We start from the raw sequence: 14,271 nt of genomic DNA on the forward strand, positions 1-14,271 counted from the left end.
CATTGAGTTAAAGATGCTTTTATTCAGTCGTAATAATTTGCTTGCTTTATTTTATCTTTGCCGCTAATTTAATACCCCAGATTGTGATTAATGTAAATAACATCTCCGTTTCATTTGGCGGAACTACCCTTTTTAGCGACGTAACTTTTTCTATAAACGAGAATGATAAAATCGCGCTGATGGGAAAAAATGGTGCAGGTAAATCAACCATGTTAAAAATTATAGCGGATGTGGCCAAACCTACCACTGGTAGTGTTACCGGACCAAAAGACGCTGTAATTGCCTACTTGCCTCAGCATTTATTAACTCAGGACAAACTCACCGTTTTTGAGGAAACGATGAAAGCTTTTGAAGAAGTAAATAAAATGCAAAAGGAGCTTGATGAGTTGAATGAACAGCTTACCATCCGTACGGATTATGAAAGTGATGATTACATGAAACTCATTGAAAGGGTATCGGAGCTGAGCGAGACATTTTATTCGATAGAGGAAACCAATTACGACGCTGAAGTAGAGAAAGTATTAAAAGGCCTGGGTTTTGAACGTAAAGATTTTACGCGCCAAACTTCGGAGTTTTCGGGCGGCTGGCGTATGCGTATTGAACTGGCAAAAATTTTATTGAAGAAACCTGATCTTATTTTGCTCGATGAGCCCACCAACCACATGGATATTGAAAGCATTCAGTGGCTGGAAGATTTCCTGATCAACTCGGCAAAAGCAGTGATGGTTATTTCTCACGATCGTACTTTTGTGGATAACATTACCAACCGGACCATTGAGGTTACGATGGGTAGGATATACGATTATAAAGCAAAATATACGCACTACCTTCAATTGCGGGCCGATCGCCGCATACACCAATTAAAGGCTTACGAGGAGCAGCAACGTTTTATTGCCGATAATCAAGAATTTATTGATCGGTTTAGAGGCACTTATTCGAAAACCCTGCAGGTACAATCGCGTGTAAAAATGCTAGAGAAACTTGAGGTAATTGAAATCGATGAAGTGGATACCTCTGCATTGCGCTTAAAGTTTCCACCTTCACCACGTTCGGGGCAATATCCGGTAATGGTAGAAGAGTTAACCAAAACCTATGGCGACCATGTTGTTTTCGAAAAAGCATCGATGGTGATCGAAAGGGGAGAAAAGGTGGCTTTTGTTGGTAAAAACGGCGAAGGTAAATCCACAATGATCAAAGCCATTATGGGTGAGATTGATTTTGAAGGAAATTTAAAAGTTGGGCACAATGCCAAAATTGGATATTTTGCACAAAACCAGGCGGCCTTGCTTGATGAAAGCTTAACAGTATTCGAAACCATTGATCAGATTCCGTTAACGGATGGCACGATCAAAATAAAAGATCTTTTGGGTGCTTTTATGTTCAGTGGCGATGATACCACGAAAAAGGTTAAGGTACTTTCTGGCGGAGAGAAAACTCGCCTTGCCATGATTAAGTTGCTTTTAGAGCCTGTAAATGTGTTGATACTGGATGAGCCTACCAACCATTTGGATATGAAAACGAAGGATATTATTAAAGATGCACTGAAAGATTTTGATGGTACTTTAATCCTGGTATCCCACGATCGCGATTTCTTGGATGGATTGGCTGCTAAAGTATTTGAGTTTGGGAATAAACGTGTGCGCGAACATTTTGAAGATATTAAAGGCTTCCTGGCCTATAAGAAAATGAACAGCTTGAAAGAAATTGAGCAAAGCTAAAATAATGTTATTAAGGTATTTCGGGTTCAGTTCGATAAGGGCTGAACCTTTTTTTTGCTTTTAATTTTCGGTTTCTGTCGGTAACACATTTTTCAGTAATGTTTTAAACCGTATTGCATTGTTTTGTTCAACTGTAATGGTAATGTGGCCGGTTTTACTGGTGTGTGTATCGCTTATCCTGCCCGATTTTCCTTTATGGGTTCCTGCGATAACTATGCATTGATCGCCATCTTTTAAAACTGAATGATCTGCGTTACTCATTATAATTAAACTGAGGGATGATTGATGTAATAAAGCTATGAAATAATTTTGGTGGCAGGTAATGGAGTGTTATAATATTGTTTATGGGTTTTGATTTCATCTTTTTTACCATTAAGGAATTAAGTAAATTAAGCAGCTTTTGTGGTAATAAATGCAGGCTATGAACCATCAACCATCAACTATCGACCATCAACTATCACCATTAAGGAATTAAGTAAATTAAGAAGTTTTTGTAGTATTAAATTCAGCTATGATCTATGGACAATTAACCATCAACTATTGACTATCAAGTGAAAACCATCAACTGAAAACCATCTCCTATTAACCATCAACAAAAAACTATTCATGAAGTACTAAAATAGCTTTCACTGATTTGTTCATCACCTGGTTAACCGTACTGCTGGTAAATAAGCGGTAAATGATGTTGTGGTGGTGTTTAACCAAACAAAGTATATCGGTATGGTTGCTTTTAATAAAATCCATAATGCCATTTGGCGCACTGTTGTGCATCATGTAATTAAATTCTATCTCTGTATCGGGAAGCAGTTCTCTAATTCTCTTTTCGCCGGTTTGTATGTGCGCTTCGTCTGATTTTTCTGCAACGTAAAGCACCTGCATTCTTTTTGTTCCCGATGCTTTTAACAGCTCACTTAATGCGGTTATATCTTTTGGAGATAAAACCGTTTCATAATCGGTGGCCAATGTAATGATTGGGAAATTTGTAAAACTACTTTCCAAAGGCACAATTAAGGTTGGGATTCTCATTTTTGTAACCGCCATACTGGCATTGCTGCCCACTATTCCGCTAATTCCTGTTGCCCCGGTTATACCCATCACCAGCAGTTCTACAGGGTTGTTCTCGGTATGTTTTGTAATTACCGTTTTTAAAAACCCCACGTCGCATTTGGTTTCCAGTTTAACATCGCCCAGGTTTTCTCTCTCACTGATGTTTTCTGCCCATTCTTTTAGTGCTGCTTTTTTATTTGCGTAGTATGATTCGATAAAAATGGCATTGTAGGTGCTGTTATTAATGCCTTCGGTAGGGTGTATGGCATGAATGGCTATAACTTCCATTTTCAACGTTTTTGCCATTGCCAGCGCATAGGCCAGGGCATTGCCAGCGCTTCTTGAAAAATCTGTTGCTACAAGTATCTGCTTCATTTTTGGGAGAATATATAGAGATTGTAATACTGTTTATATAAACAGGTGAAAAAGCATAAATAATAAAATAGATAATATAATTGATACCGGTAGGGTGAGTATCCATGCTAAACCAATGTTTTTCAGCGTATTGTTATTAAGGTTTTTTCTTCCTCCCGAGGCCACCATCGCACCTGCAATACCGCTTGAAAGTACATGTGTGGTACTTACAGGAAGGCCGAAGGCTGTGCTTAAGCCAATGGTAGAAGCTGCAACAATTTCGGAAGTAGCACCCTGGGCATAATTTAAATGTTCATTCCCTATTTTTTCACCAATGGTAACAGCTATGCGTTTCCAGCCAATCATTGTACCCAGGCCAAGTGAGATGGATATCATCAGTATAACCCAAAGCGGTGCAAATTCTACCAGTTTTGATAATTCAGAAACATTATCAGCAAGAATCTGATCGTCGTTTGCATTAATAATAAGTGTTTTATCTGCGCTCACCAGTTTTACTGAAGCAACCACATCTTCAATCTGCTTACGGAAAAGATAGGTATTTTTCTTATCAGTTTCGTTCTTTAAGGAAAGGTGAAATTTAGCTTTGTCTATTTTTGCAATCAAATTGCTGATGTTTAACTTATTGCCCTGGTTAAGCATTGCTGTTTTTTTAAGCACCTGCTCGGTTTGGTTCAGTTGATATAAAACTTTATTATTCGGGATGTGGTGGTTTACAGCAAATTTAGCGGGTAAAAAAGCAATTAAAATCAGCATCAGTAAACCCACACCTTTTTGTCCGTCGTTACTGCCATGAAAAAAGCTTACCAGTGTACAGGTGGTGATGAGTAAACCCCTTATCAACAATGGTGGCCGATCGTTTTCGCCATGTGGAATGTGGAAAAGGGCATGGTATTTAATTACATGTTTTAAAAAATACATCAATAAAACTGCTAGTCCTAAGCCAATAATCGGTGATAATATTAACGACAATCCAATTTCTTCAGCCTTGCCCCAGTTTACACCGTTGCCGCCATAATACCAGGTAAAAGCCAAACCGGCACCAATCATGGCTCCGATCATGGTGTGTGAGCTTGAGCACGGAATCCCTAAATACCATGTGCCCAGGTTCCAGGCAATTGAAGCGAGTAAAACAGCCAGTACCATCGCTGCGCCAACGCCAACAGGCAGGTTCATCAGCGCATCTAATGGTACAAGTTTTAAAATTCCCATGGCAACGGCTATTCCCCCGGTAAATACGCCCATAAAGTTCCAAAAGCCCGACCACGGAATGGCAATAACTGGTTTAAGTGCTTTAGTGTAAATTACTGTGGCCACTGCATTGGCCGTATCGTGAAAGCCATTTACAAACTCAAAACCCACAACAGCAAGCAGGCAAAGCATAAAAACAACAGTAAGGGGAGTACTTAAATCGGTGTTGCCTAAAAAGGGTATGATGGTGGAGAACGACGGCATAAAATCTGTTAGATTATTCATTCGGCAGATCACTTATCTGCTCAGTTCAAATAAATGAATTAGTAACTGATTTAAATCGTTCGGGATGTTAAATGATTGTTATCAAAAGGTTAAAGCGCTTGTTCATTGCCGACATAAATTTGCTGGATCCAAATGAAATTAATCAATGGATCCTTGCTGGAACTTCGGCTGTTTTAATCTATATAAATGGCAAAAGACTGTTATCAGGATTCGGAATTTAGAGGAATAAGTAATGGTGATAGATTACAAATAATAAGCAGCAGAATTAATTTATCTTTAACAGTAATAGCTTTTAAAATAAAGCGTTAACTAAATAAATGTGAAAAAATGTTAAACCAAGCCAGCATTTAAAACCTTTTAAGGGTTACACATGTTGATGCTCTTTACTACTTTGATATGATAAGAAAAGGCCGCGTACAAACTTTTAATAAGTTTGATGGAATAGGGACAATTATTGATGAAAATGATCAGGAAATTTCCTTTTCAGTCGAAAGCCTGATTGAATGGCCTAGAGCAAACGAAGAAGTTACATTCGGCATTGCGCTAACTGCATTGGGCTTAATGGCTACAGATATTGTACCTCTTTACCAAAGAATCGTATTTGAAGAAAAAGTAGAGGTAATACCAGGAGATTTACCGAACTCTTTATTCGAAACTGCATTTATCGGGCCAGGAGGGAATTAACGAAACAAAACGTTAAGTCGCTTCAAAATATTATCCTTAAAGTTCTTTTCTCCATTCATTCGTAATCTGCTCTTCCACGCTTAATTTTCGCCTTAAGTTTAATACCCATTATATATTTATAAACATCCTGATGCTTTAAAGGCTTATTTATTTACTTTTGACGTCCCCGAATTTGATGGGATTTAACTGTACGGATATTTGACATGGCGACAACAACAAATGAACAGGTAGCGGTAAAAGCAACTTATTTTAGCATCATCGGCAATACCATGTTAGCCATAATAAAAGGTGCAGCCGGTATTTTTGGAAATTCTTACGCCTTAATTGCTGATGCCATCGAATCTACTGCCGATATTTTTTCTTCTTGTTTGGTATTGTTCGGCATTAAATATTCTAATCGCCCTGCGGATGAAAATCATCCCTATGGGCACGGTAGGGCCGAACCTTTAATTACATTTTTGGTAGTCGGTTTTTTAATTACCTCTGCAACAATTATTGCCTACGAAAGTATTCAGAACATTAAAACCCCGCATGGTCTGCCAAAGCCATTTACCTTATTTATTCTGGGCGCAATAATCATCTGGAAAGAGATTTCATTCAGATTGGTAATGAAACGGAGTAAAGAAACCAACAGCTCATCATTAAAGGCCGACGCATGGCACCACAGAAGTGATGCCATTACTTCAGTGGCCGCTTTTATCGGTATTTCGATTGCCTTGTTTATGGGCAAGGGCTATGAAGCAGCAGATGATTGGTCGGCATTGTTTGCTGCTGGTTTTATTCTATATAACTGTTACCATATTTTCAGACCTGCGCTCGGCGAAATCATGGATGAGAACCTGTACGAAGATATTATTGCAGAAATTAGAAAAGTAGCTGCCACCGTACAGGGAATTGCAGGTACCGAAAAATGTTTTATCCGTAAATCGGGCATGAAATACCATGTAGATCTCCACGCACTTGTTGATGGTGAACTTTCGGTTAGAGCCGGTCACGAACTTGCACATAGATTACAAGATACTTTGCATAAAGTGATTCCAGAGCTTGGTAATATTTTAATTCACATTGAACCTTATGAGTAAGTGTAATTAAGGCGTGTTATAAATGCGTAATTGTTAGGCTGGGGAAGAGTAAGGGGAAGTAATCTTTTTAGGTTTTTTACTTGGTCGTCATTCTCGCGTATGCGGGAATCGTAATGCGGTTGCTGTTTTTCGCTCCGCTCGGGCTTGCCTCGGTTCACCGCCACCGAGGGGGCTCTTACCTTTTTCTTGATAAAAAGGTAACCAAAAATCAAGGCTTGGAACTGATGTCGGATAAATTAAGGGGGCGGAAAGTGTGTGCTGCCTCAATTCAGTTATAGAGGAAAAGGTAACGATAAAGCTTTAACGTTTTATCCTTCCATCATTTCCTATGCCGGATAGCAGGGAGGAGATAGCGAGGTGCAAATAGCATGATGCAGGTAACGCGTTAAATTCGTCATCTCGACCGTAGTGGAGAGATCTTTGGATTTACTACCTATATAAATCCGTCATTGCGAGGCTGGGGGAGAGCGAGCCGAAGCAATCTTTCTAATAAGTTTTTAACACCGTCGTCATTCTCGCGCATGCGGGAATCGTAATGCGGTTGCAATTTTTGCCCTTGGCTCGGGCTTGCCTCGGCTCACCGCCACCGAAGGGCTTTTACTTTTGGCTTGGGGCAAAAGTAACAAACCTGAGCGCAGCGAAAGCATGACTACCTATAAAAACGACTAACACCAAGGCATAACTGAAAGGCTTGGAACTGATGTCGGATAAATTCGTTAAAGCTTTTTAGTCGTCAGCACAAGTTCCGCCGAAGGGGGCGGAAAGTGTGTGCTGCCTCAATGCAACGATGGAAGGAAAAGGTAACGATAAAGCTTTAACGCTTTCTCCTACCATCATTTCCTATGCTGGCGCAAGATACCACTGTAGTTAAAGCACCATAGCCAACAATAGCAGATAAGTTGCTTTTAGGTAGCTAGTCGGAGCTTTTAGGTAGTGAGTCGGAGCTTTTAGGTCAAACGATTAGGGTCAGAGGTGGGTCTGTTCAATAAACTGTGTCAAAAAGAAAGTTGCATTACCTTGCATTTGGTCAACCCGATAATTTTTAGCTATCTTATCCCCATTCTAACAAATATTTTTTCTTATAGGTAAAACGGTTTATCCCTACCGGAATTATGAAAACAACATTCAAAACATTGTTGGCCTTTAGTGCCCTATTGATTAATTTTCAGTTCGTAATTGCGGCTGATGTGGTGATCAAAATAAACAAGCGATACCTTAATTTACCCGTCTCACAAAAACAGAACCGCGCAGATATGAAGTTTGAAATTGCGGGCAAGCAGGAACGTGTTTTTAAAATCAGACTGGCAAAGGAGGAAGCCGAATATTGGGTTTTCTGCGATGTAAGTGCGTTAAAAGGGAAAACAATCAAAATTAGTTACGACGGCGATGGCACAGGGTTGAATAAGATATATCAAAATGATGAAATTGAAGGGCAGAAAAACCTTTATAAAGAAAAGAACCGCCCTCAATTTCATTTTACCTCGAAAAGGGGATGGATAAATGATCCGAACGGACTTATTTTTTATGAAGGTGAATACCATCTTTTTTATCAGCATAATCCTTACGAAAGAGAATGGGAAAATATGTCTTGGGGCCATGCCGTTAGTAAAGATATGATTCATTGGGAAGAGCTTCCAACCGCATTGAGTCCTGATGGTACTGGAACCATGTTTTCAGGGTCGACGGTAATTGATTATAACAATACGGCTGGTTTTAACAAAGGCAACACCCCTGCCATGGTGGCTACTTATACTGCATTTACCAACGAAAAACAGGTTCAGTGTATGGCTTATAGCTTAGATAAGGGGCGCACCTGGACAAAATACAGCAAAAATCCAATTATCGATTCGAAAGCCAAATGGAACAGTAATGATACCAGAGATCCCAGGGTTTTCTGGTATGAACCCGGTAAACATTGGGTTTTGGTATTGAATGAAAGAGATGGCCATTCGATTTACAACGGTAAAAATTTAAAAGAATGGACTTTTGAAAGCCATATTACTGGTTTTTGGGAATGCCCTGATTTGTTTGAACTGCCTGTTGATGGTGATAAAAGTAAAAGCAAATGGGTAATGTACGGTGCTTCTAATACGTACATGGTAGGTAACTTTGATGGTAAGAAGTTTACGCCAGAAACTGGCAAACATTATTATGTAACCGGAACCATTTATGCTGCTCAAACATTTACCAATATCCCAGAGCATGATGGACGCAGAATCCAGATTGGGTGGGGCAAGGTAACTCATCCCGATATGCCTTTTAATGGTATGATGCTTCTGCCAACAGCACTTACACTTAAAACCACCAAAAATGTTGTGCGTTTGTTTAGCGAGCCGGTAAAAGAAGCGAGTCAGCTTTTTGAAAATGTAGGCGAATGGAAAAACCTCAACGCGACAGCGGCTACAGAGAATTTAAAACCATATAACAGTAACGACAGGATCCGGATTAAAACAAAACTTAAACTTTCTCACGCCACAAGTGCTGGTTTAAATCTTTTCGGGCAAAAAGTGCTAGACTATGATATGAATTACAATTTGGTAAACGGCGTTTTCTATTCACCGGAGGATATGACCAGTATGGAAATTTCCGCTGATATTTATATCGATAAAACTTCAATTGAGGTATTTATTGATGGCGGAGCCTATTCGTATTCGATGGAACGGAAGCCAGATCCCAAAAACACCGAAGGCTTTCATTTTTTTGGTAATAATATCGAAGTTGAAGAATTGCAGGTGTATTCGGTAAAGTCGATTTGGTAATAAATTAGTTATAAACCATTTAAAAGAATCTTTCAGCGATCGTTTCCCAATTTTCAAGGGAATTTGCTCGCTTTAAATACTTAAATTGCTATTTAAATAAGGGTAATAATGAGAAACAGGTTTTTATTTCTTTTGGCTTGCACTGTTGTGCTGTCTTTTTCTGGTTTCGTATCAAATAAGCCTGCCTACCCGCAATTGGGTATTGTAGCTGGTTTGGCGCAGGATAGTTTGGCTTATTCGGCTGGTTTTAAATTAATCGGCGAATCAGTGCCTAAAATACTGGCACCTGCATTAAGTGATGAGGAGTTTCGTGCAAACCTTAAAAAAATTAAAGCTGCAAAATGTAAGGTATTAAGCTGCAACCTGTTTTTTCCCGGCACCTTAAAAATTGCCGGGCCCAATGTAGATGAAGCAAAGGTGTTGGCTTATACCGAAACCGTACTCTCACGGGCCAAGGAAGCTGGCGTAAAATACATTGTTTTAGGAAGTTCGGGTGCGCGCAGCATTCCTGCGGGTTATGATATCGATAAAGCTAAATCAGATTTTGTAGCCTTATGCAAAAAACTTGGTCAGCTTGCCAAGAAAAACAACGTAACCATTCTACTCGAAAACTTAGAAACTACCGAAACCAACTTTATAACCTCATTAAAAGCGGCTGCAGAAATTGTAACTCAAGTAAATGAACCCAACTTCAGGTTAAATGTTGATATTTTTCACATGCTGCGCGAAGGAGAATCCCCCGACGAAATAATTGCAGCCGGCGCAGTTGTTGGTTTCTGTGAAATTGCTGAAAAAGAAAAACGCACTCTTCCAGGTGTAGCTGGTGATGATTTTAGGCCTTACTTAAGTGCCCTAAAGAAAATTAACTACAAAGGATTTATTTTTATCGAAGCAAGTAGCAGTAATCCTGCTGCTGAATATCCAATCGCTTTTAAATACCTTTCCAACCAGTTAGCCGCCGTTTATTCAAGGAAATAATTATTAAGTCATTCTGCTGAACGCGTTGATTGCTTCTGATTATATTGTCGTAGCCAACAACCTTTATCAAATCGAAGTTTTGCTTCCGCTTATTTGCGGATAGTAGCAACTATCGATTCTTGAACAATTTTTCTTAATTGATAAAGGTTTGCTGTTGTTATGCAAACGTTTGTGCAGAGAAAATTTTAAATGGCAATTTGCTTATCATTATCTTGGATTTTCAATAACGTTTACGATCTTCAATATGATAAAAAGAAATGCATTAATACTTTTTTCCTGCCTGTTTACCCTTAATGCTTTGGCGCAGCAACCAAAGGTAAAACCCAATATTGTTTACATCTTAGCTGATGATTTGGGTTATGGTGAATTGGGTAGCTATGGGCAGCAGAAAATAGAAACCCCTAATTTGGATGAGCTGGCCAGGCATGGCAAGCGGTTTACCCAGCATTACGCTTATCCTGTTTGTGCACCTTCGCGTTTTGGTTTAATGACGGGGATAAATTCGGGCAAAGCATTTATCCGCGGCAACCATGAGTGGGGAGCGCGTGGCGATGTGTGGAATTTTAAAGCCATGGAAGAAAATCCTTTTCTCGAAGGACAATATCCCATCCCTGACTCTACCATTACCATAGCTAAAGTATTAAAAACGGCAGGTTACAACACTGCATTGGTTGGTAAATGGGGGTTGGGCAGCCCAATGACGGCCGGAACACCGAACCGCCAGGGTTTTGATTACTTTTATGGCTTTATCTGCCAGCGACAGGATCATACCTACTATGGCGGGCATTTATGGGAAAACGAAACACGGGTTCCGCTTGATAATAAAATTGTTGATCCGGATGTTAAATTCCCCTCAGATCTTGATCCCCTTAACGAAAAAAACTACGAACAATACCAGCAGAACGATTATGCGCCGGATTTTTTAATTAAAGCAGCGCTAAACTTTATCGGACAGAATAAGCAAAAACCATTCTTTTTGTATTATGCAAGTCCATTGCCGCACGTATCTTTACAGGCACCCAAAAAACTGGTCGATTATTACCATCAGAAATTCGGTGATGAAAAACCTTTCTTAGGTGGTTCCTATTTCCCTTGTCGTTACCCCCGCGCAACCTATGCAGCAATGATTACTTTACTCGATCAGCAGGTTGGGCAGTTGATTAAAAAACTTAAAGATGAAGGGGTATACAACAATACCATTATTATGTTCTGTGCAGATAATGGAACGGCCTTCAATGCAGGTGCCGATCCGGTGTTTTTTAACAGCAATGGCCCCTTTAAAGGAGAATATGGCTGGGGCAAAGGTTTTGTACGCGAGGGCGGTATCAGAGAGCCATTTATTGTATCCTGGCCAGGTAAGGTAAAAGAAGGATCAACCAGCGAACTCATTTCGTCGACCCTTGATATGATGCCTACTTTTTGCGAATTGTTAAATATAAAAGCACCGTCAGAAATAGATGGATTAAGCATACTGCCAACCATTTTAGATAAAGGCAAACAGACCCAGCACAATTACCTGTACTTCGAGTTTCCTGAGTATGGCGGGCAACAGGCCATTCGCATTGGCAATTGGAAAGGTGTTAGGCTAAATATGCTTAAAGGAAACGATAAATGGACTTTGTACGACCTTAAAACCGATTTGAAAGAGCAAAATGATGTTGCTGCAGATCATCCTGATGTGGTAAAACAAATGATGGCCATTTCGAAAAAAGAACACCATACACCATTGATAAAAAGATTTGAAATACCGGTTTTGGAGAAAGAAAAGCAATAGTTTTTATTGCTCATCTTTAATTTATATGGCTTGCAGCTGCCCAAGGTAGTTTTTATAGTAAATTCTTTTGTTTGCGCATTGGTATGGAGGTAATATTTTAAATTTGGCCAATTAAAATTCTTGCTGAACATGACTTATGTAGAAAAATTAAATGCCCTGCGGCAGTTAATGGCCCAACAAAATATTGATGCTTATGTAATTACAGCCGCAGATCCGCACATTAGCGAATACCTGCCTGCACATTATAAAGCCATTCCATTTGCGAGTGGTTTTACCGGTTCTGCCGGAACACTCGTTATTACGCAAACTTTTGCTGGCCTTTGGACGGATTCAAGATATTTTACACAAGCAGAAAGCGAGCTAAATGGTACAGGTTATGAGTTGGTAAAGTTAGAAGTGCCTCACACACCCGAATATATAGGTTGGTTGCTCGAAGTTTTGCCAGATGGGGCCAAAGTAGCCTTTAACCACCAATTAATTACCCTTGCATTGGCGTTGGAAATGGAGCAACAGTTGCTTACTAAAGCAATTGAAGTGACGGATTTGGATTTCGTAAGCACCATTTGGACCGATAGGGTAGGGCTGCCACAAGAAAAAGCTTATTTAATTGGAGAGGAAGCCGCTGGCATGAGCATTTCTGCAAAGGTTGCTGAAGTTAGGGCTGTTTTGCAAACGAATAATACAACACACCATTTTATTTCTACTCTTGATGATATTGCATGGTTATTCAATCTTCGTGGAACCGACGTAGCTTATAATCCGGTTGCTTTGAGTTTCGCTTTGCTTACGCATGATGAAGTGAAACTCTTTATTGATCAGCAAAAGTTATCTCAAACTGATATCGATGTTTTAAATAAACAGGGTGTAACAGTGTACCCTTATAATGAAATTGCAAAAGCGTTGCAGGAGATACCCTTAGCGGCTTCAATTTTTATTGATCCTAAACGTACCTGTTACGGCCTTTATCAATGTTTGCCAAAAACGGTTCAGGTTATTTTTGGAATTAACCCTACTACGCATTTAAAAAGTATAAAAAACGATATTGAAATTAATCACATCCGTAAAGCGATGCTGCAGGATGGAGTAGCCCTAACCAAATTTTTTAAATGGCTTGAGGATGGGCTTGGTAAAGAGCGTATTACAGAGTGGTCTGCGGCAAAACAACTGGCAAAGTTTCGTGCCGAACAGCAATCATTCGTTGATTTAAGTTTTAATACCATTGCAGGGTACAATGCCAATGGCGCACTCCCACATTATAGCGTAACTGAAGAAAGCGATCAGGAAATTACTGGTGATGGTTTGTTTCTTGTTGATTCGGGAGGGCAGTACCGGTATGGCACAACTGATATTACCAGGGTAATTCCCATTGGTGAAGCTTCGCAACGCCAGGCCGAAGATTATACTTTGGTACTTAAAGGACTTATTGAAGGTGCTAAGCTTATTTTTCCGGAAGGTACAAAAGGGTATCAGATCGATGCCATTTGCAGGAAACCACTGTGGGAATATAGCATCAATTTTGGTCATGGAACGGGGCATGGCATAGGCTTTTTTCTTAACGTACATGAAGGCCCTCAGAATATTAGTTCTGCCAATGTAGATGTTGCCTTTAAGCCTGGTATGGTAACTTCAATAGAACCTGGTATTTATCGGCCGGGCAAACATGGCGTACGGATTGAGAATCTTGTTTTATGTACTCAATACGGTGCTAGTGAATTCGGTAACTTTCTCTCCTTCGAAACCTTGACACTCTGTTTTATTGATACCACAATCGTAAATAAAGCCCTTTTAGAACCGCATCAATTAACCTGGTTAAATCAATACAATCAAATGGTATTCGAAAAGCTTCAACCTTTGTTGGCAGTAGAAGAAGCCGCGTGGCTAAAGGTAAAATGTGAGCCGATATAATTTGGATTTAAATATCGTCATTTCGACCGTAGTGGGGAAATCTTTGGGAATGCTTTTAGCGTGTTTAAAAGATTTCTCGGCTACGCTGTGCTTCGCTCGAAATGACGACCGAGGGGGTATGATGGCTTGGAGTAAAGTACCCGTTTCCATCGTCATTTCGACCGTAGTGGAGAAATCTTTGGACTTTGTTCAATAGCATCTTTAAAAGATTTCTCGGCTACGCTGTGCTTCGCTCGAAATGACGACCGCGGGGATGACGGCATGTAGTAAAGCACCTGTTTCCATCGTCATTTCGACCGTAGTGGAGAAATCTTTGGATAGGCTTGTAGCATCTTTAAAAGATTTCTCGGCTACGCTGTGCTTCGCTCGAAATGACGGCCAAGAGGGATGACGGCATGGAGTAAAGTACCGGTTTCATCGTCATTTCGACCGTAACGGAGAAATCTTTGGACTTTGTCAACAGCATCTTTAAAAGA

General features: G+C 39.9%; 10 protein-coding genes. 7 read left to right on the forward strand and 3 right to left on the reverse strand.

Annotation, left to right across the window (positions count from 1 at the left end; genetic code table 11):
* The first annotated feature begins 83 nt into the window (after nt 1-83).
* Entirely contained in the window at nt 84-1,718 is a 1,635-nt protein-coding gene (locus ASE74_RS03860) for an ABC-F family ATP-binding cassette domain-containing protein (protein WP_055904708.1), read from the forward strand.
* Nucleotides 1,719-1,778: 60 nt separating this feature from the next.
* Here ASE74_RS03860 and ASE74_RS03865 read toward each other — a convergent pair whose 3' ends face one another.
* The 3 genes from ASE74_RS03865 to ASE74_RS03875 all read right to left on the reverse strand — a co-directional run bounded on the left by ASE74_RS03865 (nt 1,779) and on the right by ASE74_RS03875 (nt 4,613).
* Complete coding sequence (locus ASE74_RS03865) at nt 1,779-1,979, reverse strand: KOW motif-containing protein (protein WP_055904443.1); 201 nt, start codon at nt 1,977-1,979, stop codon at nt 1,779-1,781.
* A gap of 339 nt (nt 1,980-2,318) precedes the next feature.
* On the reverse strand, nt 2,319-3,140 hold the full coding sequence (locus ASE74_RS03870; RefSeq protein ID WP_055904446.1) for a universal stress protein: 822 nt from the start codon (nt 3,138-3,140) through the stop codon (nt 2,319-2,321).
* 33 nt (nt 3,141-3,173) lie between these two features.
* Nucleotides 3,174-4,613, reverse strand: coding sequence for an inorganic phosphate transporter (locus tag ASE74_RS03875; RefSeq protein ID WP_235526000.1), 1,440 nt, complete (start codon nt 4,611-4,613; stop codon nt 3,174-3,176).
* A gap of 396 nt (nt 4,614-5,009) precedes the next feature.
* Here ASE74_RS03875 and ASE74_RS03880 point away from each other — a divergent pair, with 396 nt between their 5' ends.
* The 6 genes from ASE74_RS03880 (at nt 5,010) to ASE74_RS03905 (ending at nt 13,795) form a co-directional block, all read left to right on the forward strand.
* Entirely contained in the window at nt 5,010-5,297 is a 288-nt protein-coding gene (locus ASE74_RS03880; RefSeq protein ID WP_055904448.1) for a hypothetical protein, read from the forward strand.
* A gap of 203 nt (nt 5,298-5,500) precedes the next feature.
* Nucleotides 5,501-6,379 (forward strand): cation diffusion facilitator family transporter, encoded by an 879-nt coding sequence (locus ASE74_RS03885; protein WP_055904451.1) that lies wholly within the window; start codon nt 5,501-5,503, stop codon nt 6,377-6,379.
* Between the two features lie 1,112 nt (nt 6,380-7,491).
* Nucleotides 7,492-9,138 (forward strand): DUF4980 domain-containing protein, encoded by a 1,647-nt coding sequence (locus ASE74_RS03890; protein ID WP_055904454.1) that lies wholly within the window; start codon nt 7,492-7,494, stop codon nt 9,136-9,138.
* A gap of 108 nt (nt 9,139-9,246) precedes the next feature.
* Nucleotides 9,247-10,116, forward strand: coding sequence for a sugar phosphate isomerase/epimerase (locus ASE74_RS03895; protein WP_055904456.1), 870 nt, complete (start codon nt 9,247-9,249; stop codon nt 10,114-10,116).
* A gap of 244 nt (nt 10,117-10,360) precedes the next feature.
* Nucleotides 10,361-11,890 (forward strand): arylsulfatase, encoded by a 1,530-nt coding sequence (locus ASE74_RS03900; RefSeq protein ID WP_162235785.1) that lies wholly within the window; start codon nt 10,361-10,363, stop codon nt 11,888-11,890.
* Nucleotides 11,891-12,019: 129 nt separating this feature from the next.
* Entirely contained in the window at nt 12,020-13,795 is a 1,776-nt protein-coding gene (locus ASE74_RS03905; RefSeq protein WP_055904459.1) for an aminopeptidase P family protein, read from the forward strand.
* Nucleotides 13,796-14,271: the final 476 nt, after the last annotated feature.

It is taken from the genome of Pedobacter sp. Leaf216 (genome assembly GCF_001421515.1).
In the GTDB taxonomy this organism is placed as follows: Bacteria; Bacteroidota; Bacteroidia; order Sphingobacteriales; family Sphingobacteriaceae; genus Pedobacter.